Consider the following 25,764-nt stretch of genomic DNA (forward strand, 5'->3'; position numbering starts at 1 on the left):
CGTGGAATCTTCATGGCAAGGCTATGCGGCGTGTCGGTGAACCATCCTTCGTGATGCAAAGATGGCCAACCGTCAGCATCGTGGACGGCACGCATTTGCACAACCTGCGGCAGCAAGGTGCAGCGCACCCCAGCACCCGCCCATCGTGGCGAGTGCTCTATCTGGGTAAGTGCATCGCACGCGCAGGCCCGGCATGGGCCGGAGTGCCCGTCGATTCGACGCCCCGCCACGACGGCGGGGCGCGTTTTTGGTTTTTGGGGTGGCTGGTCGGCTGTTAGAGCGGGCGCGGCACACTTGCCGCGCCCGATTTTTCAAGAAAATACCCCGGCACGTTTCTGCGCCGGGGCCATTTGTCGTTGCTACCTCACGCGGCCAGCGCTTCGGCCACTTCCTCCACCTCGGTGGCGGCATCCTGCGGGCTTTCCTGCTGCGCGTTGTGCTGCGCCGCGCTCGTGCTGTCCTCGCTCTTGAACATGGCAGGCATCCAGCCTGTTCCTTCTGCAAGCCGCTCGGCCTCGCTGGCAATGTCAGCCTTCTTGAGATTCGCCAATCGGGTGACGTGTTGCGGCGCGAACTGCTGCACCGCTTCCAGAATCACCGCCTTGGAGACGTGGGAGAAATACCCCTCGGCAGTCGGCCTCCACCATGCCCCCATGTCCAGCCCGACCGCCTGCGCCAGCACCTTGCCCGGCGCATCGTGTTCCCGCGAAGAAACTACATCCACGGTCGAAGCCACGCACACCGCCAGCAGCCGCACCAGTTCGTCCTGCGGCATTGCCAGCAGTCCGGCGAACAGTTCGGCGTCATCCTCCGGCAACTGCGCGCCCCATACTTGCTGTAGTTCCCGCAAGGCGACAGCGGCGGGCGATTGCGGCCAGTCCGGGGCGTAGCCTTCCAGTCTGTCCTGCGAGCGGACGCTGATGCCGATGGGCAGTTCCACCGCATAGCCGTCCTGCAAGACCCGCTGCACCATGCCATGCACCAGCGCGGCCAGCGATGCCTGCGGATTGCGCGCCAGCTCGATTTGCAGTGCCGCCGTGCGGTGGGCGCTCAAGCGGCGCGCCAGCTTTTCGGAGATTCCGGCTTTCTTTGGCTCTGGGCTGTCCTCGTCCTCGGCGTCTTCCGGGGCTATGCCGCTTTGCACCCTTGCCAGTGTCCGCAATGCCTTGGCTTCGGCATCGCGCAGCAGGCCGCGATGGATGACAGGTTCGCCTTGGCGGTCGAGCGTGACGACAACACCCGCAGCAGCGCGGACGGTCGGGCCATAGGCCAGCAATTCAGCCTCCAGCGCCTCCAGTTGCTCCCCCACGCGGCGGCCTTCGTCGTCGAGCGCTTCGGCTTTTTCTTCATCCTCGGCATCGAGGGCGGCATTCAAGGCTTCCCCGATTTCCTGCACCTTGGCTTGCAGCTTGGCGATGCGCTTGGCCTCGCGGGTATTGGGCTTGCGCCGTTCCTTCGGGGCGCGCTGGAAGATTTGCAGGTGTGCATAGGTGGCGGCGGGCACGGCCTCCACCCACGCCCAGCCCTCGCGGCACACCTCGTCGGCAATGCCTGCCAGCTTGTCTTGCGCCAGTCGGTCGATCAATGCCGCATCGGTCAAGTAGATACCTTGGTCAGCATCCGCGAACAGGTCACGCCGGATGCCACCGCCTGCGGCCTCGTAGGCGTCCAGCCCGACGAAACGCACCAGCGGATGACGGTGGGCGTCGATTTCACGCTCGGTCAGCCGTTCGCGCAATGCGTTTGGGGCGCGCTGCCAGTTCGGCGCATCGTAGAACGCGGCTTCCTGCGCGGCGTGGTCGTCGGTGATTGCAAGCGCCATCAACTGGTCAAGGTTCAACGCATCGGCGCGGTAGTCGGCCATCAAACGCGGCGAAACATTCGCCAGCTTCAAGCGCCGCTGCACCACCAAAGGCGTGACGCCAAAGTCTGCGGCAATATCCTCAATGGGGCGGCCTTCCGCGATCAGGGCGGCGAATGCCTCGAACTGGTCGGCGGGGTGCATGGCTTCGCGCTGCACGTTCTCGGTCAGGCTGGCGGTACGCGCCGACGCATCGGCCACCAGCAGGCAAGGCACCGCGTAATCCTTCGCAATGCGCCGCTTCTTCGCCAGCAGCTTCAAGGCGGCAAAGCGGCGGCCACCGGCCACCACTTCGTAATGCTCGCCACCGCTGGCAAGAATCACGGTCAGGTTTTGCAGCAGGCCGACACGCAGAATGCTTGCAGCCAGTTCGGTGATGGAAGCGCCCAAGGTCTTGCGCACATTGCGCTTGGACGGGCGCAGTTGCGACAGCGGCACCAGCAGCATGTTTTGTGACGGTGCAGCGGCTTCAAGGGCTTGGACTTCTTGAGTGGTAACGGTATTCATGGTGATAGCTCCTGTCCCCTGCGGGACGTTCAAGATTTGAAATAAATAGACAAGTGATCAAGGGGGCCAGCCCCTCGGGTTCGTTCGTTCAGGCCTTGAGCTGCTTCATGCCTTCGGCCAGCAGCCACAGGGCGCGATTGACCTTGACGTTCTGGTCGATGCCCTGAATGGGCCGTGTGCGTTGGCGGTGTCCGTTCGCACTGCGCCCCGTCAGCCCGCCTTGCGTCAGGTTCTCCTGCACGCGGTTGAAGGCGCTCCACAGGTCGGGCCGGTCATCGTCGCGGCGGCGCGGCATCAGCAATTGCGATTCGGTGATCGGCGCGGGCGTAGCCGGGTCGTCGTATTTGAGGGACAGCGCGGCATGGGCGAACACTTCGGCTTCGCCCCGGTCTAGCGTGATAGCCCGCATTTCGTCGCGCCGTTCGCGCACAAGGTCGAAGCCATCCAGCACGTCATACGCGCCTTCGATCACTTGGCCGACCACATCGCCTTTGTGCGGGATGCGCAGATCGGCCACGGTATCGCCGCACACCAATCCGTTTTTGCAGACGAAGCGGAACATGCCCGCCAGCATTTGATAGCTGCTGGTGCCATCGTGTGAATTCAGCAAAATGATTTCGTTGGCTTCCGTGCCGTTGATCTGGTCGGCATGGCGCAGCCGTACCATGTGCTTGGTGTGTTCGCGCTTGCCTTCGTCGCGCACACGGGTCTGGCACACCATGAAGGGTTGAAATCCTTCCTTGCGCAGTTCAGACAGCACTGCGCCGGTCGGGATGTAGGCGTAGCGGTCGGAGCGGCTGGCGTGCTTGTCCTCGGCGAAGATGGACGGGGCTACGGTGCGAATCTGGTCATCCGATAGCGGGTGATCGGCGCGTAGTACGGGGGAACGGGATGCGAAGCGGGTAGCAAGTTGCATGATCTTTCTCCAAAAAATGCTGCTGTGGTTTCAAAGCTAACCGGATTCCAAGATTCGGAGCCCGTTGTGGCTTCGGTTGGTTCGGCGCAGAGACCTGGGCCGGTCCCTGTTTGCCGCCGTCTTTCCTGAGTTCATCGCCCGCGAAAAACCGGGCCTGCGAGGGACTGGCTGTCAAGGAAGCAAGCGCAGGGTTGGTGCGGCCCGCAGCCAACGGCGAGGACTCGGCCCTGCGCGCCTTGACGGCCAGGCACCGCGGGCTACGGTCGCGGGAAAAAGCGATGAACTTGGGGAAAGACGAATAGCGGCCGATGGGCCAGGAGATGCGCTGAAACCAACGCCGCGCGGCGAGCGCCCCTGCGTGCCGGCGGCGCGCCTAGCTGGATAGCTGTTGGCCGATCAGGTGCAACCTGTTCGGCGGCATTGCAGGGGCGCCAAGCGAAGTGCGGCGGGGATGGGCTGACCAGCCGATCCCCTGGAGGGCAAGCGCAGCGCGCAGCGGTATTGCGGACGAAGCAAAAAAGGGGGCGATGCCCCCTCGGGCTACAGCATCCCGCGTTCGGCGAAACTCATGACCTCGTTGCCCGCGACGATCAGGTGATCCAACACCCGCACGTCCACCAGCAACAACGCGGTTTTGAGGGTCTGCGTCAACACCTCGTCGGCCCGCGATGGTTCGGCGACACCCGATGGATGGTTATGGCAAAAAATCGCCGCTGCGGCGTTGAACGCCAGTGATTCCTTGACCACCTCGCGCGGATACACCGATGCCTGGCTCACCGTGCCCCGGAACAGCTCGACGTATTCGATCAGGCGGTTCTGCGCGTCGAGCATCAGCACTGCGAACACCTCGTGCTCCAAACCACCCAGCTTTACGCGCAGGAAGTCACGCACCGTCTGCGACGAAGACAGCACTTCACGCCCACGCAGTTGCACACCCAGCAAGCGCTGTGCGGCTTGCAACACCTCGTCGGCGTTTGCCGGACGGTAGTCGCCCGTGATATCGCGAACGAGAAGAGAAGAATCGAGGGAAAGAGATAGCTGCGACATGGTCTGCTCCGGTCTGTAGCGGGCGGAATTGCCCGAGACCGGCCCCGGCACGCTGCAGCGCAGTTGTCAGGGTTCGCAGACGACCGTCAGGACGCAAGCGCACACCGTGCGCGCAGACCTTGACAGCGAGAACCGCGTGGTACGTTGAAGGGAACAGCAAGTCCACCCCACCACACTCCATTGCCCTTGGGCAAGCGCAGCGCGCAGGCCGGGAGCGCAGGGACGGCCGGAGGCATCAGGGATCAAAGCCGCATGGCCGCGACTCGGCACGAGGCGCGGGGCAACGCCCGCGAGCCCGACGGCGGCACGCCGGGATGCCACGCTATTGGCGTTCCTAAACAGACGGTTGAAACGATTGCGCTGTGGGCTGGCACCAAGACGAAATCAATGCCAAAGACGTCCGAAATAAAACTACAATTTTCGGACAAGACTCTTGCTCAATGTCCGAAAAAGATATATAAATATCGGACAGGAGAAATGATGTCCGAACTCAAATCCCACATCTCTGCCCTGATCGAAGAGGCCGAACCCGGACAAGTTTGGGTACCAACCGACTTTGCTCATTTGGGCAGCCGTGATGCCATCGACAAGACCCTGCAGCGCATGGTGCGGGCGGGAGAGTTGCGTCGCATCGACAGAGGCCTATATGACAGGCCCAAACTCAACAGCCTGACCAAGCGTCCCACAACCCCGGACTACCGCGCGGTGGCGGAAGCCATTGCCCGTCGGGATCAACTTCGCCTGCTGGTAGACGGCATGACCGCCGCCAATGACCTCGGCCTGACCGACGCCGTACCCGCTCGCGTCACCATTCATACCGACACCCGCCGCCGTGCGGTTCAACTCGACAAGCTCACCATCGAGTTCAAGCAAACGGCGCCCAGCCGTCTCTACTGGGCGGGACGTCCGGCCATGCGCATCGTACAGGCGCTGCACTGGTTGAAAGACACATTGACTTCGGAGCGCGCTCCTGTCCTGAGCAAGCTGACCAAAGTGCTGGCCGACCCTGTACACGGTGCCGCGATCCGCCAGGATCTGCTCGATGGTTTCAACGTGTTGCCGGCGTGGATGCAAAGTTTGGTCCGTGAACTCCCTGGATGTGATCCGCAAGCTGCATCGACCGCGACACGCCAATCATCCGGTGCCGAAAAATCCCCGTCTGTGCGCCGCCGCTCGGCCAAACACGTGGAGGCCAGTTGAATCCAGCATTCCATACTGTCATTGCCGCCAGCGATGCCGAACGGCGAGACTTATTTCTCGGTGCTGCGGCCCGCCTCGGTACAGCGGTCCAGAACGTCGAAAAGGATTTCTGGGTCTGCTGGACACTGGATGCACTGTTCAACGGTCTGGAGGTCGGTGGCCCCCGCCTGCTGTTCAAGGGCGGCACCTCGCTCTCCAAGGCCTTCGGCCTGATCTCCCGTTTTTCCGAAGACATTGACATCACGGTGTTCCGTGATGATTTGGGACAGGGGGCCGAGGTTGCCGACCTTGATGCGCTGAGCGGGAAAAAGCGCCGTGCACGTCTCGAAGCCATCCGCGATGCATGCCAGGCTTATATCGCGGGACCGTTGACAGCGCAGTTCACTCACCTCGCGACATCTGTCATCCCCGAGGACCGTTTTCGGCTGGAGCCCGACCCCGACGATAAGGATGGTCAGAGCCTGTTGTTCTGGTATCCCGCAGTCACGGCCACCACCGGCGACTACATCCGCTCAGCCGTCAAGATTGAGGCGGGTGCCAAATCGGCGCTCGATCCGCATGTCGCGGCCTCCGTCACGCCGTATGTGACAAAGGATCTGCCCGATCTGGACTTGACCGTGACGAACGTGATCACTGTGAAGCCTGAACGCACCTTCTGGGACAAGGTCATGATCTTGCACGGTCTACGGCAATGGCATGACCGTCGCGGCGAGCTACGGCACGGCGGGCAACGCGTCTCGCGTCACTACTATGACGTGCACCAACTGATGCAAGCGCCATTGGCGGCCGCATGGCAAAACGATCAAGCGCTGGCGATCGACTGCGCTCGCCATGCAAGATTGTTCTTCGGCAGCGCCGATCTGGGGCTTGATATTGCAGTACCCGGCACGTTCACACTGACGCCGAGCGCCGCCATGCGAAATGCACTTGAACGAGACTACGAAGCCATGGCCGGCATGGTCTTCGGCGAAATCCCACGGCTTGATGCCGTCCTGGACAGCGCAGAGCGCTTCGAGCAGATCGTCAATGGTGCTGGAATGGCCGCACTTACCACGAAAGGAGCGCAGCATCCATGAGCGATTACTTCAGTGACAGAGAGAACGGCCCTCGCGCCCGTACCGATCAGGTGATCTCACCTGCCGTGTGGGCGGGGCTGGTGGGGACGGTGCAGGCGCTGATCAATAGCGGGGCTTTTGGCCAGCGCTTTCCCGAGCGCTGCCCGGATGGTCAAGCGGTCTGTGGCAGCGATTCGGATGCGCTTGCAGCGTCCGTGGTTGCGGAAATGCCAGGCTTGACTTGGCCGTTGGAAACATCTCGCATGGAAGGTGAAGAATTTTTCTCGCAGCGTCAGCCGTTTGCACCCGACACCATGCTGGTGCTGGATTTTGTGGAATTCGTGTATGCCGCCGTGGCACAACCGATCCTTGGCAAGCATCACGACTATTTCAACCACCATCATTTGACGTTCGACCAAGCGGCCGGACAGGAAGAATTCCGCAAGACCGTCAACCGCATTTTTGCGCGCAACGGTGTGGCGTTCGAGATGCTGTCGACCGGCCGCATCGTGCGTGTTCTTCCTCCCGTGCTTGGCGACGATCTCAAGCGAATAACGTTTCGTAGCGGGGATCGCACGCTGGACAACATGCTGGAGGAATGCCGGACCAAATTTTCCGATCGCAATCCACTTGTGCGCCGCGAAGCGCTGGAACGCTTGTGGGATGCGTGGGAGCGGCTCAAGTCACTGGCGGACCCTGGCGATAAGAAGCGGTCGATCAAGATCATCCTTGATGCTGTGGCAGCAGAACCATCTTTGCGGTCACGGCTGGAAGCGGAAGCGATCGAACTGACAGCAATTGGCAATAGCCATCTCATCCGGCACTCAGAAGTCAACCAAGTCGCCGTCATTGATGTGGATCATGTCGATTATCTGTTCCATCGCCTGTTCGCGATGATTCAACTGATGCTGAGAAAAAAGGGGAACGTGTGAATGCTCGAACGCCGCACCGGGACGCAATCCGGATACTTTTCATTCTGAACGCCGGCGGTATGCCATGGACAGATCCGAACGACCCGGCAGTCGCCAAGATTTTCAAAGGCGAGGCGCGATTGCATGCCTTCGATTTTTGGATGCGTAACCCGGATTATCTGGCCAGCGAATTGTTGGACGGCTACGAAGCGACAGGCAATGCGACCTACCGTCAAGCTGCGGAAGCGATCTTCGAAAGCGATGAGCCTGACTTGCGGCGCATTCCAATGATTCGCTATCTGTTTGGTGCCTACGAGCGCCTCGACGATGCACTGTCCTTGCTTCGATCGCGCGACCTAGTCCGCATCACCGGCATCAAAGGGAAGGTGAAGGTCCACGAAACCAATTTCATCCTGACGGTTCGCGGGGTAGATGTCTGTTCGAATGCTGTTGTGCAGGAACCAATTCTTGAATGGTATGCACACCGCGCAGCATTAGTCGCGGACATTGCCGGTACACGCGGCGGTGGCGCTCTGAAGGAGAAGCAGTACGAGCAGGCAACGTACGCTCAAACTCAGCTCGGAGGGATCATTCCTCCTATTGGCACGGATGTGCAACGAAGACTGAATCAACTCAAACAAACCGCTTGAAGGGGGAGACATGGCAAAAGAAAGCATGGAATGGCTGGACGCCATCGCAAGCCGAGCGAAGGTCAATACGAATCGCGTGGAATCAGTGTTGACCGCGCGTCATATCGTGCCAACCCCGGTGCTACCCGCTCCGCGCAGGATGAAGCTTTTGAGTATTGCTTTCGGGGGGACGAAGCAAGGTGTCGAGGACGACGGACTCTATACCTTCGAATGGCCAGACCTCAATGAAGGGCTTTGGGGAATGATGACGGACCGAAACCTGCGCGGGAAGTCATCGATCATCGAAGTCGTACGCTGGCTGATGCGCGGCAGGCCGTCTCCAAATCTTCAGGATGACGTCCGAACCTGGATACACAACGCCTGCTTGCGATTCGATCTCGACGGGCTCGAACATGAAGTGCGGCTCGATTGTCAGAATGGGGCCTCTGGCACGCTGAGCCGGCGCTCATCGGCAACAGCGAACCCTACGGTGCTAGCGTCCTTCAATAGCGACAAGCAGTTCGAGATGGTTATGTCGGACTTCTTTCTGCGTGCGTTCTCGATGGAGGGGCTTGCAACATGGCGCGAAAGCGACTCAGAAGAAAAGACCGGCCATGCCGTCGTTCATGGTTGGCCGGCGTTGTCGGGTGCGATGTTCATCGGCACCAACTATGACGTAGTGCTCGGTGATCTGCCCGCTACGACAGGAACTCAGGCGCGTTTGATGCAGATGTACTTGGGCGTTCCATGGGTTTCGACACTGGCCACGGCAGCGGCGGCACTGAAACTCGTCGAGTCCGGAAATGAGCTGGAGGTCCGCCGTCGCAATCAAGGTGCGCGTGCCAAGCAAACCCGCGTCAAGGAGATCGAAGCAACGCTTGCAGAGAAGCGGGAAGCATTGAGTGAACAACCCTCAGATGAGGCGATCCAGGCTGAGCTCTCGGTACTTAGCGGTAGGTACTCGGAAACCAAGCGTCGGGAGAAGGCGATGCAAGAGCGGTTTGATCGAGAGACGCTCGCAGAGCAGCAGGCAAACGCCGCCTACCTGCAAGATCGCCGGGAGTTACAGGCCCACCTGGATTCGACGGCGGCAGGTTCGGTCTTCCGTTTGCTCGACCCGAGTTGCTGCCCGCGTTGTGATCACGAGATCGATCAGGCACGGAAGAAAAAGGAGGCTGCCAGCCATTCATGCTCGGTATGCGGAGAGAACATTTCAAGCAGCGAGGATGCGGATGTTCTGAGGAAAGAGCTTGAGGCGAGCGTCAAAGCGTCAAAAGCGGCGTTCGACAAGGCCCAAAAGAACCGTGGTCTGGCCGATGAGAGCCTCCAGGCCTTGCAAGTAGATCTGGAGAGCATTCAAACCAAGAGTGAAGCGTTGACGCTGCAGCTTGGGTCATTCGATGCCCGAAAGCTTCTTGCCAACGAGATCGCAGTGCTCGAAGGTCGCCTCGAAGAAGCAGGCTTTGATCCTGGTAGCGATGATGTAACTGACGACGAAGCTGTTGTACTCAAAGCCATTGTCAGCGAGACGGAAACACGATCAAAAGCTGTCCGCGACGAATTTCTGACAGAAGTTTCCACCAGCCTTCTTCATTTCGCCCAGCGCTTTGGCATGCACAGTTTGTCGAAGGCTCAATTGCGCGGAAATGCGAGTCTGATCCTGACGAAGGGTGGCGCAGAGACATCGTTCAGCAAAGTGACGAAAGGCGAACGCCTGCGACTGAAGGTCGCCACAGTTCTCGCCATGATTCAGGTCGGTGAACGAAGAGGTGTCGGAAGACACCCTGGTCTGATCATGATCGATTCGCCCGCTGCGCAGGAAATCGCGCCAGAGGATCTTCGTGAACTGCTCTCGGGATTGAAGGATATTCGTGATGAACTTCCCCATCTGCAGATTTTCGTTGCAGGCGTAACCTCGAAAGCGATGATTGATCACATCCCTGAAAGCCATCGCAGAGAAGCCACCAATGGAGGCTACCTGTGGTAACGACCGCTCCGGGGATTCAACTGCATCCAGTGGAAGTCACTCTGCATGCGTTGTTGAGTCAAGGAAAAGTGCCGAGCGTCGATGACCTCGGCGGATTCGAGGTAGTTGCTCAGGCTGCCCCATCGCTAGGAGCATCGCTCTTGGCCGGTGAGATTTTGTTGGCAGTTCTTCGAGACGCGAATGACGCATCGGTCAAGGATGTGCATCCATGGAAAGATCTGATTGATCTCTTGGTACGGGAGGCGACGAACGATGTTGTATTAATCGAGATGGTCGACGCGCTGGATGCATGTCAATTGCCGGGCGGTACCGCCAACAACGTGTTCGCGGCTTTCTTGCAGAAGGCAACGGATGTTTCCGGTGCTCTCACGGGCTATGCGCGCGCCGTAGCGCTTGAAGGAGCTTTCCGCTTGGCTGCATTCGATCGCAGAATGCAGCTGCGCCTACTGGATGCCTTGTTGGGCATTCAGGTCTCCGATGAATCCCATTTCCTTCGCCATGCCGCGAAGATCATGGGGATCGCCCATTCTCATTGGCGCGAAGCGGAACTCGTCGATAGGCTGCGCCTCTTCTCCGAATGTGAAGACGCGGCATATGAGGCATGCTTTGAGTTGGGGATGGCAGGTCTGGCTTCTGCACTAGATGAACCGAAGAGAGATGTGGCGAACACCATATTTCTGGATTCGCTACAGTGGTTCAAGAAGGCGGAGTCATTGAAAGAAGCAACGCCGGAGGCAGCGCTGTACGGAGAATGTCTCATATTGTTGACGGATTTCGATGCGCACAAGACAGACGTTGAGTTGAGAGCGCGTAGCGCAGCGATTCAGAAATCTGCCTTCGAGCTACTTGCATGGCATGCCGACATAAATTCGCCTGCATGGTTGGGCGCACGGCATGTACAAGCTGCATGCTGGAACGATCTTGCGGGAACACTCGCATCTCTTGCCGACAGTCTGCAACAGATTAGCTGGTGGGAGCCCAGGGTTGTGATCGAGTGTCAGGTGCTGGCTGCTTACAGCGCGGGACGAACGATCCTGAAACGCAGCCGAGATGGATATTTGGAGACTTTGCTGCGTCCCAGGATCGAGTCTTCGATCGCGCAACGCGAGGGGCAAGCGTATCTTTTGAAATGCTGGCTGAAACAAAATCGCGAGCACGAGCAGGTTCCCGAAGCTGATGCGATCCTAAGCGGAATTGACCGTTTGATGACTGCAGATGCAGAGGCCCAGCGAAACCCCACTGAGGCAGCCACCGTTTGGGCGCCGGTCGCTGCCGTACTGTCGCAAGCCCGTTGCAGCAAAGAAACCGAACGGCGCGCCATCGAAGTGGTCTCGAACGCATATGCATTCAGTCTCGAAGGGCTGAGCACGGCGGAGATCGATATCTTTGACCATTGCTTGGCCTCGGTGGAGCACCACCCAGACTACAGGGACAGTGTCCGAGGTGCCAAATTGTTCGGCACAGTTTTACTGTGGACGACCAGATTTCTCAAAAATCGTCTGGAAATCACGAAGAAGGATGATCCATCGGTCACGTATCTGTTCGAGACATCTGACGGCACCTTGCCACCAGAGAGCGCACTTCAAGACGATTATTTTCGTTGGATAAGCACTCAATCCGCATCAGGTGAAATGGAGCCCACGAACCTTGGCGGGGGCCGCGCCGACGTGGCGCTGAAGGTCACGGGAGAGCGCATGGTAATCGAAATCAAGCGTGAAATAGATGATGCATCGTTTGATTCACTGGCAAGTCATTACGCGGGACAAACTACCGACTACCAGAACGTCAGTATTCGATTGGGGTTCCTGCTTGTCCTTGATCTAACCGCTCCGAAGCTCGAAGGTACACCGCACATCCGATCCTTAATGCAATGTCGCTCCATACAGCGATTAGGTGAAACCGAGCCGAGACACGTCGTAATCGTCAAAGTGCCGGGCCGACGGTACTTGCCAAGCGGTATCAGTAAAAATGCGAAGCTTTCAGGTACTACTGAGAAAGCGACTAAGAGGCAGCCGAAGCGAGAGAAGGTACCCGACTTGGCAATAAAGACGGCATCTGTGGCCAGCGACCTTCCGGGCATCGGAGATGCCTCTGCGGGCCTGGATAAAAATTGAATATGGAGACTCAATGCTTGAATGGTATTTGAAAGTAAATGCTGTGTTTCGGGCGATACGCCAGAAAGCAATCGACGCACAGGGCTTGCTCGCAGATGACGATAAAGCTGGTGCGAAATTAGTTAATGGTTATTTGAAAACAGACTACCAATCGCTTCGCAAGCTTTGGACGGATGCAGGTTTCCCGGAGCAAGACATGGGAAACCTCGGAAGGCATATTGGATTTGGAGATGCCAATGACTATGACGACATCCTTGCGCGTGATCTACCGCAGGTGGAGGCCAGGGCAGAAGCGCATGTGCGCAGCGGAGCGGGCACGCAACCAAGCATTGGTTTCGAAGAACTGTTACATCCGGTTATCTTCGCGCACGCCTTCCAGCACTATGTGAACGGACACTATCGAGATGCAGTTTTGAACTCGGTTGTTGCCATTTTTGACCTGATGCGCGAGCGTACTGGCCTCGATCTCGACGGATCGGCACTAGCAACACAAGTGTTGAGCTTGGAAAAACCACACTTGATACTCAGCGAGCTTGATACTGAGTCGGGGCGAAATGACCAAAAAGGGTTCATGCAGATTCTGATCGGTACTTACCTCGGTATCCGCAACCCCAAGGCGCACTCTCTCAATCATGATCTTGACCCGGAGAAAGCTGCACAGTATCTGATCTTCGCTAGCCTTCTGGCTCGGCGGATATATGAAGCGAAGGATGTGCCGAAGCCCTGAGCCATTCGGGCCGTGGTCGATTGCCCGAGACAGGCTGCCAACATACTGTAGCGCAATTGTCCGATCGCGCCGCAGGCGCCTTCGGACAATGTGCTTGCATCGCCTTAGACCGTGGCCATAGGTTCTGGTTGTTCCCGCTGTGCCTCCGCGATCGTCTTGCGCCGGTTCGCCACCAGTTCGGCTGCGGCCCGTACCGGAGCATCTTCAGTGTGGATATAGCGCATAAACATCGCCACCGTCTTGTGCGCGGTCAGCACCATGCCCACCTTGACCGGGATGCCCGAGTTAGCGATGTCGGTAGCTGAACGGTGGCGAATGCCATGTGTGCCAACGTGTTGCACTCCGGCAGCTTTCAGGATGCGGCTCCAGCCATTGTAGTGCTCCCCGTTCGTCATGTGCTTGAGCGGATCGCGCAGCGATGGAAGCACGTAGAGCGAGCCTTCGTGCCGGTGCACTGTCGAGAGGAGGCGATAAGCTTCCTCACTCATCGGTTTGGACATGCCTCCAGTTTTGCTGTCGGGCCAGGCCACACGCCGATTCTCCAGATCGACCCAAGCCCACTCCAGCAACAGGATTTCGGAGCGACGGGCTGCGAACTCGAACTGCAGGCGGATGGCCAGCGTGACAACCGTCGGCTCGCTGCCTTCGACCTCTACCTTGTCCAGATATCGGAACAGCTTGCCCATTTCTTCGTCGGTGATTAGCCGGGTGGTCTTGCCTTGAGGATATTGGGGAATATGCCGGCACGGATTCGTGCCATCCGGCCGCAAGCCCCAAATTTCGGCCATGTTGAACATCTTTCGCATGACCGCGAGCGTATGGTTGGCCTCCATCGGAGTCGGCTCTAGCTTCTTCATCATCATCGCAACATCCGGGCGTTTGACGTCCTGGACCTTCATGCGACCAAGAATGGGGATGATGTTGCGGTCGATATTGCCCTGGTAGCCTTTTTGCGTGCTCGGCTTGTTGCGAACATTGGAATAATCCGACATGAAACGCCCGCACAGTTCCTTGACGGTCGGTGCCTTGCGCGCCTCGGTCTTGTCGCCGCCGGGGTCGCCACCTCGGCGAACCTCGGCCAGCCAGGTCTGTGCCAGCGAACGGGCCTGCTCTACAGTCAGCTCCCCATACAGGCCGAGGGCGGGCTTTCGCCGCTCCCCGGCATTGGTCCGGTACTGCAGCATGAACACCTTGCGGCCTGCTGGTGTAATCTTGCACATGAAGCCGGGCACCAGGGTATCGCGCAGTTCGACGGGCTGCGCCTGGGGTTGTGCCGCGTCTATAGCGGACTTGGTGAGTTTGATTTTAGCCATGCTGACTCCTAGGAAAAATGAGCCAGTTTCCAGGTGTCGGCTGGGAGCCAAGCGGATGGAAACCGGATCGGGTTGTGGAAAGCACCGGGGTATGGTGAATCCACTTGATCCCTAGGGAAACTCGCTGTGGCGGGCCTCAGCGTAGATCAGCCAAATTCGGTGCTGATCACAGCATGAAATAAAAAAACCGCATCGATTGGGCGATGCGGTTGCGGTGAAACCTGCTGGAATCTGCCGGAATCAATAGGCGCCGGGAGGCGGGCCATAATAGACCGGCGGCGGACCGTAGTATCCCGGAGGCGGTGGCGGCGCATAGTAATAGCGACGCGGATGATAGACGTAGGTCGTCGTTTGCGTGCTCTGGATCTGATTGCCCTTGCTGTACATGCATTGGCTATAGGTCATGTCGTAGCGTTGCTGCATCGAATAGTTGCCGCCCGCTGCGGCATTGCTGCCGGCCGCGCTGCCGACCAGCAGGCCGCCGCCGGCGCCGATCGCCGCGCCCGCTCCGGCATTGCCGGAAGCTGCGCCGATCAGCGCACCAGCCACCGCGCCGATGGCGGTTCCGGCCGCTGCATTATTGGCGGCATTGTTTTGCGTCGCTTGCGCCTGGCCGCCAATGGATTCCTGCGCATATTGCTGGCATTGCGCCTGTTCGGCGCGGAATTGCTCATACGACTTGCCGTTTCCCGGCATGGCCATCACGGAGGGGCCGGTCGGCACGCTGACGCAACCGCCCAGCGCCAGCAATGCGGCGATGGCCGTGAGGCTTCCTGCTGTCTTGTAGATTGGTTTCACGATGTTGTCCTTGGATATGCTGTCCGGTCTTTGCCTGCCTGTTCAATGCCTTACTGCGGCGGCGGCTGTCCGCCGTTCGGACCGTTCGGTACGACTTTCATCCAATTGCTCGGACAACTCTGGACATAGGGATAATACGATTTGGATTCCTGGCAGTAAAACCAGTAATTGCTCGGCGCGGGGTTCTGCTCGATATAGACCGGCGGCGCACGCTCCACATAGACGGGCGGAGGATAATAAGCCGGCGGGGGATAATAAACCGGAGGCGGCACCCAGAGCGGGCCGCCGATGTAGACGCCGCCATAAAAGCGGGTATGCGCCGAGCTGGCGCCGCTTGCCAGCATGCAACCTAACGCCAGTAATCCCAACACAGTTGCTTTTTTCATGTTCGCCTCAAGTATTTCCGCTGGAGACGGCACGCACCATCTCCCTGTAGCCAATATACTCAAAAGCCTTGCGCCTCAACGATTTTGTTTCAATTCGTAACCCAATTTAAGAATCCTGTACATGGCGCTACAAAGCCGTATATGGAGGAGTCACGGGCATGCTGAAACGACTACGCCGCTTTTCGCAAAGCGGCGTATGTGCAGTTCGGAAAACTTTTGCAACAAGTCTAGACAGGCCTGTTCAGGCTTTTACTTCGGACCGGTCATTTCTTCCGGCCTGATCCACTGAGCGAACTGCTCTTCGGTCACGTAGCCGAGCGCCAACGCGGCCTGCTTCAGCGTGGTGCCGTCATGGTGCGCCTGTTTGGCGATCTTCGCGGCCTTGTCGTAGCCGATGTGCGGTGCCAGCGCGGTGACCAGCATCAGCGAGCGTTCCATCAGGTCGGCAATGCGGTCGCGATTGGCGGCGATGCCCCGGGCGCAATGATCGTCGAAACTGTCCATGCCGTCTGCCAGCAGGCGCACGCTTTGCAGGAAGTTGTGGATAATCAACGGCTTGAATACGTTCAGCTCGAAATTACCCGATGCGCCGCCGATGTTGATCGCGACATCGTTGCCGAACACCTGCGCGCACAGCATGGTGAGCGCTTCGCACTGGGTCGGATTGACTTTGCCCGGCATGATGGAACTGCCCGGTTCGTTTTCCGGAATGGTAATTTCGCCGAGGCCGGAACGCGGACCGGAAGCCAGCCAGCGCACGTCGTTGGCGATTTTCATCAAGGCGGCCGCCAGCGTTTTCAGCGCACCATGCGCCGACACCAGCGCATCATGGCTGGCCAGCGCGGCAAACTTGTTGGGCGCGGTCTTGAATGGGAAACCGTAATGCTTCTCCAGTTCTGCTGCGACGCGCGCGCCGAACTCGGGATGGGCATTGAGGCCGGTGCCGACCGCAGTGCCGCCCGCAGCGAGCTCGCTGACGGCGTTGAGCGTGGAAATGATGGCCATCTCGGCATGCGTCAGTTGTGCGACGTAGCCGGAAAATTCCTGGCCCAGCGTCAGCGGTGTCGCATCCTGCAAATGGGTGCGGCCGATCTTGACGATATCACTGAACTCGTCGGACTTTTCCTCCAACGTGGCGCGCAGCTTGTGCAGCTTGGGAATCAGGTGTGTGGCCACCGCCAGGCATGCCGCCACATGCATCGCAGTCGGAAAAATATCGTTGGAAGACTGGCTTTGATTGACGTCGTCGTTGGGGTGAATCTTGCGCTCTTCGCCGCGCACGCCGCCCAGCAATTCCGAGGCGCGGTTGGCCAGCACTTCGTTCATGTTCATGTTGCTTTGCGTGCCGGAACCGGTCTGCCAGACCGACAGCGGGAATTCCTGCGGATGTTTGCCTGCGATCACTTCGTCGGCGGCAGCGATGATGCCTTCGGCCTTTTTGGCGTCGAGCTTGCCGAGGTCGCGATTGGCCGTTGCACAAGCGCGCTTGACCGCGGCCAGCGCCACGACGAGTTCGGCGGGCATGCGTTCGGTGGAAATATGGAAATGGTGCAGCGAGCGTTGCGTCTGCGCGCCCCACAGCCTGTCGTCGGGTACTTCGATCGGACCGAAGGTGTCACGCTCAATTCGATGTTTCATGATGCTTTTCTCCGCAAGAATTTGGTTCGAAGGAATCGCTACATCCCGTACGGCTCTGGCGCACAATGCTGGCTTGAGCGATATGAGACAACTGGAACGCATTGCACCAGTGGCCGTATGCATGGCGACCACTGGTGCAATGCGTTCTACGGCTTGCGGGAACCCGGTTCCGGCAGCAGGCAGGCGTCGATCACCTGCAAGTTGTTGTCTTTAGCGAAATTCAGGACGAAATGGTAAGCCAGCGGATCGAGAGCGCGCAGCGCCTCGTTGACAACGACCGAACGGACGCCGTTGATCATGGTCGGCAAAACGTAAGGGGAATATTTGAGATGAGCGTTGCGGCCGCCAGAGCCTTCAGGGCGGAAACAGGACATGACGCCACAGAGTCGTTCGGCCCAGTCGCTGGGTCGGAACTGCTTCCCATCCTGGGTCAGCCCCATGATGATGAATTCTTGTGCCGGCGCGTTGGTGGTATTGATGGGATCAGCCATGCGTGCAATTCGTTCTCTAGCGCTTGCCACATAAATAGCTTCCGACCTCTTGGGAAGGGAGCCGTCGAAACCCAAGTATTATATCTTATAGAAGACTTCAGATACACCACTATCTCAACTACGGGATGCTCGCAAGAAAGTTGTCTTTTGACAAGACATGCCCGTCCGTATTATCCCAGCCAGACTGCGACCGACAGCAGTAGCAGCAGAAACATCCACAGCAGCATTGCACGCCAGACGAGGCCGACCGTGCTCTGCAAGGTGCGCGGAGATGGCGCATCACCAGGAAATCCGTCCGATGCTTCCAGCGTCGAATCGACGGTCGCCGCATCAATCGGCAACACTCCCGAGGCGGACTCCGCCGGCGTTCCGAAACGCACGCCCATTGCGCCGCCGCCAGCCGACAGAATGATGCCGACGGCTTCGTCCGTCCAGCGATCGGCAAAGTTGCGCCAGGCATAGATGGCGTCCTCGAAATTGCCCACCACGGCAAAGGCCGCAGCGGTAAACCGCGCAGGAATCCAGTCGATCCAGTAAAACGCGCGTTCGGCAAAGCGGCCGAAGACTTCCTGCTTCATATGATCCGGTTCGTTCCAGGCGCGCGCAAGATATTCGGAAACGCGATACATGACGGCGCAAGCCGGGCCGACCGGCATGAGGAACCAGAAAAATACGCCGAATACATGGCGATGAGTGGTCACCAGAGCCTTTTCGGCGGCGATGCGCGAAATCTCGGTAACGTCCATGTCGGACGTATCCTGCTTGATCCATTCGGCCAGCAAAGCGCGCGCCGCGACTTCGTCGCCAGTGTTCAGTGCCAGTTGGATCGAGGTGAAATAGTGGCTGTAGTGGCGAAAACCCAGCGTCATATAGACGATCAGGACATTCCAGGCCAGCGCCGCCAACGGACTGATGCGCAGGCAAATCCAGTAAATCAGGCCGGCGGGAACAGTCAGCGCCGCCACCATGACAAACCATCCCAGACGTCCATGATGCGCATGACCGGCATTGAACCAGTTCTCGATCCGGGCCGCGAAGGACTTGATCCAGGCATATATCGGATTGTCCGCACGCAGCGGCTTCAATTGTTCGATCAGGAGCGCAAAGAGTATGGAAAGAAATGTCATCAAGCCGCCTTTTGGTGGAGTCTTATTTGTGAGCTTTGCCGCCAAGCGAATATGAGTTCGCAAAAACCTTCGCGGAAACACGTAAATGATACAACGACGGCCAGTGTTCCTGACGCTTTATGTTGTCGTGGGGCGATATTTTCCCTATGAAGCAGCGCCAAGGCTGCTGCCGGATTCCCGCTCAGCTACGCAGGAAATGAAACAGGTTGCGCAGCATGCCCGCCGTTGCGCCCCAGATGAAGAAACGCTGGTAAGGCATGGTATAGAACGTGCGGCGGCCGAGATCGTTGGGCAATTCGATGGTGCGGCGCTGATGGTTCATTCCGTCCATCAGGAAAGCCAGCGGCACCTCAAAAATTTCCGCCACTTCACGAGGATCCGGCACCACCTCGAACGGCGGTCGTACCAGGCCGGCCACAGGCGTGACGCGATAGCCGGTGCCGGTGAAATACTCCGGCAGCGAACCGATGACTTCAATATGGCCACGCGCCAGGCCGATCTCTTCTTCAGTTTCGCGCAGTGCGGTGTCAACCGGGGAAACGTCGCTCAGTTCGGTGCGCCCACCCGGAAAACTGATCTGGCCCGCATGATCCTTGAGATCGGCGGTGCGCTGGGTGAACAGCAGCGTCGGCCCCTCGTCCCGGACAATGATGGGCATCAGCACCGCGGCCGGCCGTGGTGCTCCGGTGACCTGGCGCACGCGTTGCTCGTCATTGATTTCAGGCGACCACGGACGGGACTCCGCAAAGCGGCGGCGCAGCCAGTCCGCATGCATGCGCTCGGCATCCAGCCTCGCTTCGCCGGCGATGGACTCAATCGGGAGAGTGAGAGGATCAAAATTTGCCAAGACAGCATCCTAAAAGGTAAATACAAAAAGGGGCGTCGAAAGACGCCCCTTTTTGTGCATGCATATATCGCAGATGACGCGAAGATTACGCTTCAGCCTTGGCAGCGCCACGACGGTTAGGCAACTTCTCTTTGATACGTGCCGACTTGCCGGAACGCTCACGCAGATAGTACAGCTTGGCGCGACGGACATCGCCGCGACGCTTGACTTCGATCGAAGCGATCAGTGGCGAGTACAACTGGAATGTACGCTCAACGCCTTCGCCGGAAGAAATCTTGCGGACGATGAAGTTGGAATTCAGACCGCGGTTGCGGCGCGAGATCACGACGCCTTCGTAAGCCTGGGCGCGCTTGCGCGTACCTTCGACCACGTTGACGCTGACGATGACTGTATCGCCTGGCCCGAAGTCAGGGATATTCTTTGCGAGACGGGTAATCTCTTCTTGCTCTAATTGCTGGATCAGATCCATTTTATTGCTCCGAAAACCATCTTGCCGGCGCTGCAGCATCGACCTAAGGTCGACAAGCCCGGTAGAGGATGGGGTTTATCAACGGACGCCGCCTTCGGTTGTCTTCCGGCATTGCCCGCACTTTTGCTGCATCTACTCCAAACTGCTTAAAAACTTTTCATCGGCCTTGCTCAGCAGGCCATCCTGACGCGCTTTGGCGATCAGGTCGGGGCGCTTCCTTGCGGTCGCTTCAAGCGCCCGCTCGCGCCGCCACTTCTCAATCTCTGCGTGGTGCCCGCCCAGCAAGACCGGCGGCACCGGAACGCCTTCATATTCTTCCGGACGCGTGTAATGCGGGCAATCCAGCAAACCGTTCACAAAACTGTCTTCGACAGCAGAACTGCCATCGTTCAGCACACCCGGCAATTGTCGAATCACTGCATCCATCAACGCCATCGCCGGCAACTCGCCGCCGGACAGGACGAAATCGCCGAGGCTGATTTCCTCATCCACATGGCTGTCCAGCAAACGCTGGTCGATCGCTTCATAGCGGCCGCACAACAACACCACGCCGGGGTCTCGCACAAATTGCATGACTCGCCGATGCGTCAGCGGCTTGCCTTGCGGCGACAGATACACGACTCGCGGCGCCGGCAAATCCAGATCAAGCTGCCGCTGCTTCGCCGCCGTCAGCGCCTGCTGCAACGGTTTGGCCAGCATCACCATGCCCGGTCCGCCGCCATAAGGCCGGTCATCGACCGTGCGATGATTGTCGGTCGTGAAATCGCGTGGATTCCACAAAGACAAACCCCACTTCTTTTGCTCGAACGCACGGCGGGTTACGCCGGACTGCGTCAAAGCTGCAAACATTTCGGGAAAAAGCGTGACGACATCAAATTGCATTCGACACCCTTTCCAATACCGCCAACGCTGCCGGCTTAATAGTCCAGTCCCCAGTCGACCACAATCTTTTTCTCCGCCATGGCGACGGACTTGACGAACTGGTCAACAAAAGGAATCAGGATTTCTGCAGCAGCCTTGCTGTCGGCGGTCTCCGTCTGAGCGCCCGCAGTCGCGACTCGCAGGATCGGGTGCGCCCCGTTATCCATCAAATCGCTGACCTCGCCCAGGGATTCACCCTGCATGTTTTCAACCGTCAGGCCGATCAGATCGACCCAATAAAATTCGTCGTCGGACAAAGCAGGAAAGTGACTACGCGCGATCTGCACCACGGCGCCCTTGAGCGCTTCGGCGGCATCGCGGCCTGCCACCCCCATCAGCTTCGCCACCACATCACCGCTGTGGTGCTTGGCCTGCATCATCTCGACATCACGCAATTCCGGCTTGTCCAGCCACCAGGTTTTTGCGCCCAGCAGTGCATCCGCATCTGCCGAATAAGGTTTGACTCGCACCCATCCCTGAATACCATAAGCACCGGAGATATAACCTACCGTCACCAGATCCTGGGGAACTGCGACGCCTGATTGTGCTGTGCGTGACAAACCTGCCTTACCAATTCGCTTGCAAAACTAGGCAAAAAGCGGCTGCAATCAAGCAGCAGCGCTCTTACCGGCTTCGCTGACCAGACGAGCAACGGTCGGCGACAGTTGTGCGCCAACGCCTTGCCAGTGAGCCAGACGGTCTTGAGCGATACGGAAGGATTCTTCCTTACCGGAAGCAACCGGATTGTAGAAACCCAGACGCTCGATAAAGCGACCGTCGCGGCGATTGCGCGAATCAGTTGCAACGATGTTGAAGAACGGGCGCTTCTTGGCGCCTCCACGAGCTAAACGAATAACGACCATAATGGTTCCAAAAAGTGTTCGAACACGGAAAAGCTGGTGATTATAGCCGAAATACCGACCACACAGCAAGATGAATACGGGAAAGCGCCCTGCCTGTCTGGATGAGCCGACACAGGCCTTTACGCCGTCCCGCCCATTTTTACTCCTTTTTCTGACACAGCCCCGCAAAACCTTGCTCGGGGCGCATCGTCCAACAGCTATACTAGGCGCAGTTTTTTTACAACACTACGCTGCCTTCCGCTCGCCGGCTTGCCCTCTCCATTGCATCCTTGCCATCAAAGAATTAGCTTCATGACAATTCCGCACAAGAATAAAACCCTCTCAACGTTCCTGGCAGCCGTTTTGGGCGGCATCGGCATACACCGGTTCTATTTATACGGCCGCAAGGACCTGTTCGGCTGGCTGCACGCAGCCTGCCTGCCGGTATCGGCGCTGGCCATGCTGATTTTCAGCAACTTCCAGCCCTTATTCATGGCAATGCCGTTTGTCCTGTCGGTATTGTGCGGCTTTCTCGAAGCGCTCGTCATCGGCCTGACGCCTGATGAAAAATGGGATGCCGGACACAATCCCGCATCCGGCAAAAAATCCGAATCGCATTGGATTCTGGCGCTGATTCTGGTCTTGACGCTCGGCATCGGCGCGATGTCGGTGATCGCCCTACTCGCGCGCAGTTTCGACTTGCTGTTTACCGGCGGCGCTTACGGCTGACCCGGAAGCGCTGCCTGACTTGCCGGAATGCTCCGGCAAGTCAGGCAGCGAAGACGACGTCAGAATTGCTCGTCGCTCAACGCCAGCACGCCGGCGCTGCCCTCGACGATAGCCGCGCGCAACGACGTTGCCTGCGTCAGCACATGATCGGCATAGAATCGCGCGGTCCCGATTTTCGCCTTGTAGAACTGCGCATCGCCCTCGCCGGCCTTCAGCTTGTCGACCGCCGCCAGCGCAGCACGCCCCATTTGCCAGCCGCCCAGGACAATGCCCGCCAGCTTCAGATACGGCACGCTGCCTGAGAACACGCCCTTGATATCAGTCTTGATGTTGGCGACCACGTAGTTGATCACATCTTCCAGTGCACTCGCGCCATCGGCCAGACGCTTGCGGATGGCCTGCAAATCGCTGCCATATTCGCCGGAACCAGCCGCAGCCAGCGCCGCTTCGGTCTTACGAACCTGGCCGATGATGCCTTTGGCGACAGCGCCGCCGTCGCGCGAGGTTTTACGACCGACCAGATCGTTGGCCTGAATCGCCGTGGTGCCTTCATAAATCGCCAGGATGCGCGCGTCGCGGTAATACTGCGCGGCGCCGGTTTCCTCGATGAAACCCATGCCGCCATGCACCTGCACGCCGGTCGAAGTGACGTCGATGGACAATTCCGTCGACCAGCCCTTGACGATGGGCACCAGGTATTCGTAGAAAGCCTGATTCGTCTTGCGCGTGGTCTCGTCAGGATGGTGATGGCCGGCATCGGATGCCGCCGCCGCAACGTAGGCCAGCGCACGCGCCGCCTCGACTTGCGCGCGCATCGACATCAGCATGCGCCGCACGTCCGGTTGGTGAATGATCGTCACCGCGCTTGCCGATCCGGCGAGGTCGCGCGACTGCACGCGCTCCTTGGCGTAAGCCGCCGCTTTTTGATAAGCGCGCTCGGCCACGCTGATGCCCTGGATGCCGACCGCAAAGCGCGCCGCGTTCATCATGATGAACATGTACTCAAGGCCGCGATTCTCTTCGCCGACCAGCATGCCGACCGCGCCACCGTGATCGCCGAACTGCAACACCGCCGTCGGACTGGCCTTAATGCCCAGCTTGTGTTCGATGGACACGCAATGCACATCGTTGCGCTCGCCCAGAGAACCGTCCGGCTTGACCAGGAATTTCGGCACGATGAACAGCGAAATGCCTTTGACGCCTTCCGGTGCATTCGGCGTGCGCGCCAGCACCAGATGGACGATGTTCTCGGCCATGTCATGCTCGCCATAGGTGATAAATATCTTGGTGCCCGACAGCTTGTAGCTGCCGTCGTCCTGCGGCACGGCGCGTGTGCGCACCAGCGCCAGGTCCGAACCGGCCTGCGGCTCGGTCAGGTTCATCGTGCCGGTCCATTTGCCGGAGATGAAGTTGGACAGATAGGTATTTTTTTGCTCGTCGGTACCGGCCGTCATCAGTGCTTCGATGGTGCCGTCCGTCAGCAACGGGCACAAGGCGAACGAGAGGTTCGCGGAATTGAGCATTTCGATGCAAGGCGTCGCCACCAGCTTGGGCAAGCCCTGGCCGCCGAACTCGACCGGATGCTGCACGCCCTGCCAGCCAGCCTCGCCGAATTGCTTGAAAGCTTCCTTGAAGCCCTTGCTGGTCGTGACCTTGCCGTCGCTCCAGAAACTCGGCTCCTTGTCGGCGGAATGATTAAGCGGCGCCACCACTTCTCCGCAGAATTTGGCCTTCTCTTCCAGAATGGCTTCCACGGTTTCCGGCGTTGCGTCTTCGCAGTTGGGCAACGCGTTGACTTCCGACAATCCCGCCAGTTCGTTCATCACGAACAGCATATCCTTCAATGGTGCGACGTAACTCATCTCCGACTCCTGATCCCTTGTTTCCTGTTTGACGCAATCTGCTGTTGCGCTGCTTCCGCATTGTTTGCCACTACAGCCGCTAAAAAATCGGCCCTGTCGTCTAACAAGGCCGTTTCGACATTGCTGATTAACCCAGTTGCTTGACCAGCTCCGGCACGATCTCAAACAAATCGCCGACGATGCCGTAATCAGCCACGGAGAAGATCGGCGCTTCCTCGTCCTTGTTGATCGCCACGATCACCTTGGAATCCTTCATCCCGGCCAGATGCTGGATCGCACCGGAAATACCGATGGCGATATACAACTGCGGCGCGACGATCTTGCCGGTCTGTCCCACCTGCCAGTCGTTGGGCACATAACCCGCATCCACCGCAGCCCGCGAGGCGCCCATGGCGGCGTTGAGCTTGTCGGCCAGCGGTTCCAGGATCTTGAAGCTCTCCGACGAACCCATGCCGCGCCCGCCCGAGACGATGATCTTGGCCGCCGTCAACTCCGGACGATCCGACTTGGCCACTTCGCGCGAGACGAAGCTGGACTTGCCGGAGTCGGCCACGGCAGCCAGCGGTTCCACGGTCGCGCCGCCGCCGCCGGCGGCCGCATCGAAACCGGTGGTGCGCACCGTGATGACCTTGATGCCGTCCGTCGATTGCACCGTGGCGATGGCGTTGCCGGCGTAGATCGGACGCTCGAAGGTGTCCGGGCTGTCGACCCTGGTGATTTCCGAAATCTGCGCCACGTCCAGCCTGGCGGCCACGCGCGGCAGGATGTTCTTGCCGTAGGCGGTGGCGGGGGCAAGGATGTGACTGTAGTCCTTGGCGATGGCCAGGGCTTGTTCGGCAACGTTCTCGGCCAGTCCGTCGGCGAATTGCGGCGCGTCGGCCAGCAGGACCTTGGTCACGCCGGCAATCTGCGCGGCGGCATCGGCGGCCGCTTTGGCGTTGTGGCCGGCGATCAGGATGTGGACCTCGCCGCCGGCCTGTTGTTGCGTTTGTACTGCGGCGGTGACGGTGTTCAATGTGCTGCCCTTCAAGCTGACATTGTCGTGTTCTGCAATGACAAGTGCGGTCATGTTGTCTCTTCCTTAAATGACTTTGGCTTCGTTTTTGAGCTTGGCCACCAGCGTGGCCACGTCCGGCACTTTCACGCCCGCGCTGCGCTTGGGCGGCTCGGTGACTTTCAGCGTCTTCACGCGCGGGGCGACGTCGACACCCAGGTCTTCCGGCTTGACGATGTCGAGCGTCTTCTTCTTGGCTTTCATGATGTTGGGCAGGGTGACGTAGCGTGGCTCGTTCAGGCGCAGGTCGGTGGTCACGATGGCAGGTAAAGTCAGCGCCAGTGTTTCCAGGCCGCCGTCGACTTCACGCGTCACGGAGACCTTGCCGTCTTC

General features: G+C 59.0%; 24 protein-coding genes and 1 pseudogene. 8 read left to right on the top strand and 17 right to left on the bottom strand.

From position 1 onward, the window contains the following. Positions 1–364 precede the first annotated feature (364 nt). From RV1423_RS04670 to radC, 3 genes are all read right to left on the bottom strand, one after another. The gene (locus RV1423_RS04670; RefSeq protein WP_034293665.1) at positions 365–2,368 is read right to left on the bottom strand and encodes a ParB/RepB/Spo0J family partition protein; all 2,004 of its coding nucleotides are present in this window, start codon (positions 2,366–2,368) and stop codon (positions 365–367) included. Between the two features lie 88 nt (positions 2,369–2,456). Next, positions 2,457–3,284: a DUF932 domain-containing protein gene (locus RV1423_RS04675; RefSeq protein WP_034293666.1), complete on the bottom strand. Its 828-nt coding sequence runs from the start codon at positions 3,282–3,284 to the stop codon at positions 2,457–2,459. 540 nt (positions 3,285–3,824) lie between these two features. Continuing rightward, a complete protein-coding gene (radC, locus tag RV1423_RS04680) occupies positions 3,825–4,331 on the bottom strand; it encodes a DNA repair protein RadC (protein ID WP_034293668.1) in 507 nt (168 codons plus the stop codon). A gap of 252 nt (positions 4,332–4,583) precedes the next feature. Here radC and RV1423_RS04685 point away from each other — a divergent pair, with 252 nt between their 5' ends. Genes RV1423_RS04685 through RV1423_RS04715 form a run of 7 tightly spaced genes read left to right on the top strand, consistent with a single transcriptional unit; the run spans position 4,584 to position 12,954 of the window. Further along, positions 4,584–5,531: a DUF6088 family protein gene (locus tag RV1423_RS04685; protein ID WP_231502049.1), complete on the top strand. Its 948-nt coding sequence runs from the start codon at positions 4,584–4,586 to the stop codon at positions 5,529–5,531. Then, complete coding sequence (locus RV1423_RS04690; protein WP_034293671.1) at positions 5,528–6,607, top strand: nucleotidyl transferase AbiEii/AbiGii toxin family protein; 1,080 nt, start codon at positions 5,528–5,530, stop codon at positions 6,605–6,607. Before RV1423_RS04685 ends, RV1423_RS04690 begins: the two co-directional genes overlap by 4 nt. After that, positions 6,604–7,518: an AbiJ-NTD4 domain-containing protein gene (locus tag RV1423_RS04695; protein WP_034293673.1), complete on the top strand. Its 915-nt coding sequence runs from the start codon at positions 6,604–6,606 to the stop codon at positions 7,516–7,518. Before RV1423_RS04690 ends, RV1423_RS04695 begins: the two co-directional genes overlap by 4 nt. Then, positions 7,515–8,147 carry a hypothetical protein gene (locus tag RV1423_RS04700; RefSeq protein ID WP_034293675.1) on the top strand — a complete coding sequence of 211 codons (633 nt, stop codon included), beginning with the start codon at positions 7,515–7,517 and terminating at the stop codon, positions 8,145–8,147. Before RV1423_RS04695 ends, RV1423_RS04700 begins: the two co-directional genes overlap by 4 nt. Before the next feature lie 10 nt (positions 8,148–8,157). Beyond that, positions 8,158–10,113: a hypothetical protein gene (locus RV1423_RS04705; RefSeq protein ID WP_034293677.1), complete on the top strand. Its 1,956-nt coding sequence runs from the start codon at positions 8,158–8,160 to the stop codon at positions 10,111–10,113. Further along, on the top strand, positions 10,107–12,227 hold the full coding sequence (locus RV1423_RS04710) for a hypothetical protein (protein ID WP_034293680.1): 2,121 nt from the start codon (positions 10,107–10,109) through the stop codon (positions 12,225–12,227). The genes RV1423_RS04705 and RV1423_RS04710 overlap by 7 nt, the downstream gene beginning before the upstream one ends. Positions 12,228–12,240: 13 nt before the next feature. Further along, positions 12,241–12,954: a TIGR02391 family protein gene (locus RV1423_RS04715; protein WP_034293682.1), complete on the top strand. Its 714-nt coding sequence runs from the start codon at positions 12,241–12,243 to the stop codon at positions 12,952–12,954. 104 nt (positions 12,955–13,058) lie between these two features. On the opposite strand, the gene RV1423_RS04720 is transcribed toward RV1423_RS04715, so the two are convergent. The 11 genes from RV1423_RS04720 to rpsP all read right to left on the bottom strand — a co-directional run bounded on the left by RV1423_RS04720 (position 13,059) and on the right by rpsP (position 21,807). Continuing rightward, positions 13,059–14,267, bottom strand: coding sequence for a site-specific integrase (locus RV1423_RS04720; RefSeq protein WP_034293686.1), 1,209 nt, complete (start codon positions 14,265–14,267; stop codon positions 13,059–13,061). Positions 14,268–14,507: 240 nt separating this feature from the next. Continuing rightward, positions 14,508–15,065: a glycine zipper family protein gene (locus RV1423_RS04725; protein WP_034293689.1), complete on the bottom strand. Its 558-nt coding sequence runs from the start codon at positions 15,063–15,065 to the stop codon at positions 14,508–14,510. 50 nt (positions 15,066–15,115) lie between these two features. Then, positions 15,116–15,451, bottom strand: coding sequence for a hypothetical protein (locus tag RV1423_RS04730; protein ID WP_034293692.1), 336 nt, complete (start codon positions 15,449–15,451; stop codon positions 15,116–15,118). A gap of 249 nt (positions 15,452–15,700) precedes the next feature. Beyond that, positions 15,701–17,089, bottom strand: a complete 1,389-nt coding sequence (gene fumC, locus RV1423_RS04735) for a class II fumarate hydratase (protein ID WP_034293694.1) — start codon at positions 17,087–17,089, stop codon at positions 15,701–15,703. A gap of 146 nt (positions 17,090–17,235) precedes the next feature. Then, positions 17,236–17,580 carry a DUF3579 domain-containing protein gene (locus RV1423_RS04740; RefSeq protein WP_034293696.1) on the bottom strand — a complete coding sequence of 115 codons (345 nt, stop codon included), beginning with the start codon at positions 17,578–17,580 and terminating at the stop codon, positions 17,236–17,238. Between the two features lie 170 nt (positions 17,581–17,750). Further along, positions 17,751–18,707 carry a CobD/CbiB family protein gene (locus RV1423_RS04745; RefSeq protein ID WP_034293697.1) on the bottom strand — a complete coding sequence of 319 codons (957 nt, stop codon included), beginning with the start codon at positions 18,705–18,707 and terminating at the stop codon, positions 17,751–17,753. 181 nt (positions 18,708–18,888) lie between these two features. After that, positions 18,889–19,554, bottom strand: coding sequence for a CoA pyrophosphatase (locus RV1423_RS04750; RefSeq protein ID WP_034293700.1), 666 nt, complete (start codon positions 19,552–19,554; stop codon positions 18,889–18,891). An 85-nt stretch (positions 19,555–19,639) separates the two neighbouring features. Beyond that, complete coding sequence (gene rplS / locus RV1423_RS04755; protein WP_034293702.1) at positions 19,640–20,023, bottom strand: 50S ribosomal protein L19; 384 nt, start codon at positions 20,021–20,023, stop codon at positions 19,640–19,642. A 132-nt stretch (positions 20,024–20,155) separates the two neighbouring features. Continuing rightward, positions 20,156–20,905 (bottom strand): tRNA (guanosine(37)-N1)-methyltransferase TrmD, encoded by a 750-nt coding sequence (gene trmD, locus RV1423_RS04760; RefSeq protein ID WP_034293704.1) that lies wholly within the window; start codon positions 20,903–20,905, stop codon positions 20,156–20,158. 35 nt (positions 20,906–20,940) lie between these two features. Next, on the bottom strand, positions 20,941–21,504 hold the full coding sequence (gene rimM / locus RV1423_RS04765; RefSeq protein WP_034293706.1) for a ribosome maturation factor RimM: 564 nt from the start codon (positions 21,502–21,504) through the stop codon (positions 20,941–20,943). A gap of 48 nt (positions 21,505–21,552) precedes the next feature. Further along, complete coding sequence (gene rpsP, locus RV1423_RS04770) at positions 21,553–21,807, bottom strand: 30S ribosomal protein S16 (protein ID WP_034293709.1); 255 nt, start codon at positions 21,805–21,807, stop codon at positions 21,553–21,555. Between the two features lie 291 nt (positions 21,808–22,098). Here rpsP and RV1423_RS04775 point away from each other — a divergent pair, with 291 nt between their 5' ends. After that, a complete protein-coding gene (locus RV1423_RS04775) occupies positions 22,099–22,515 on the top strand; it encodes a hypothetical protein (protein ID WP_034293711.1) in 417 nt (138 codons plus the stop codon). Positions 22,516–22,574: 59 nt separating this feature from the next. On the opposite strand, the gene RV1423_RS04780 is transcribed toward RV1423_RS04775, so the two are convergent. The 3 genes and pseudogenes from RV1423_RS04780 to RV1423_RS04790 all read right to left on the bottom strand — a co-directional run. After that, on the bottom strand, positions 22,575–24,377 hold the full coding sequence (locus tag RV1423_RS04780) for an acyl-CoA dehydrogenase (protein ID WP_034293714.1): 1,803 nt from the start codon (positions 24,375–24,377) through the stop codon (positions 22,575–22,577). A gap of 127 nt (positions 24,378–24,504) precedes the next feature. Next, positions 24,505–25,446 (bottom strand): electron transfer flavoprotein subunit alpha/FixB family protein, encoded by a 942-nt coding sequence (locus RV1423_RS04785; protein ID WP_034293716.1) that lies wholly within the window; start codon positions 25,444–25,446, stop codon positions 24,505–24,507. A gap of 12 nt (positions 25,447–25,458) precedes the next feature. After that, positions 25,459–25,764: pseudogene (locus tag RV1423_RS04790) on the bottom strand (electron transfer flavoprotein subunit beta/FixA family protein); the annotation flags it as partial.

The sequence above is a fragment of the Herbaspirillum sp. RV1423 genome (genome assembly GCF_000577615.1).
Taxonomy (GTDB): Bacteria; Pseudomonadota; Gammaproteobacteria; order Burkholderiales; family Burkholderiaceae_D; genus Herbaspirillum.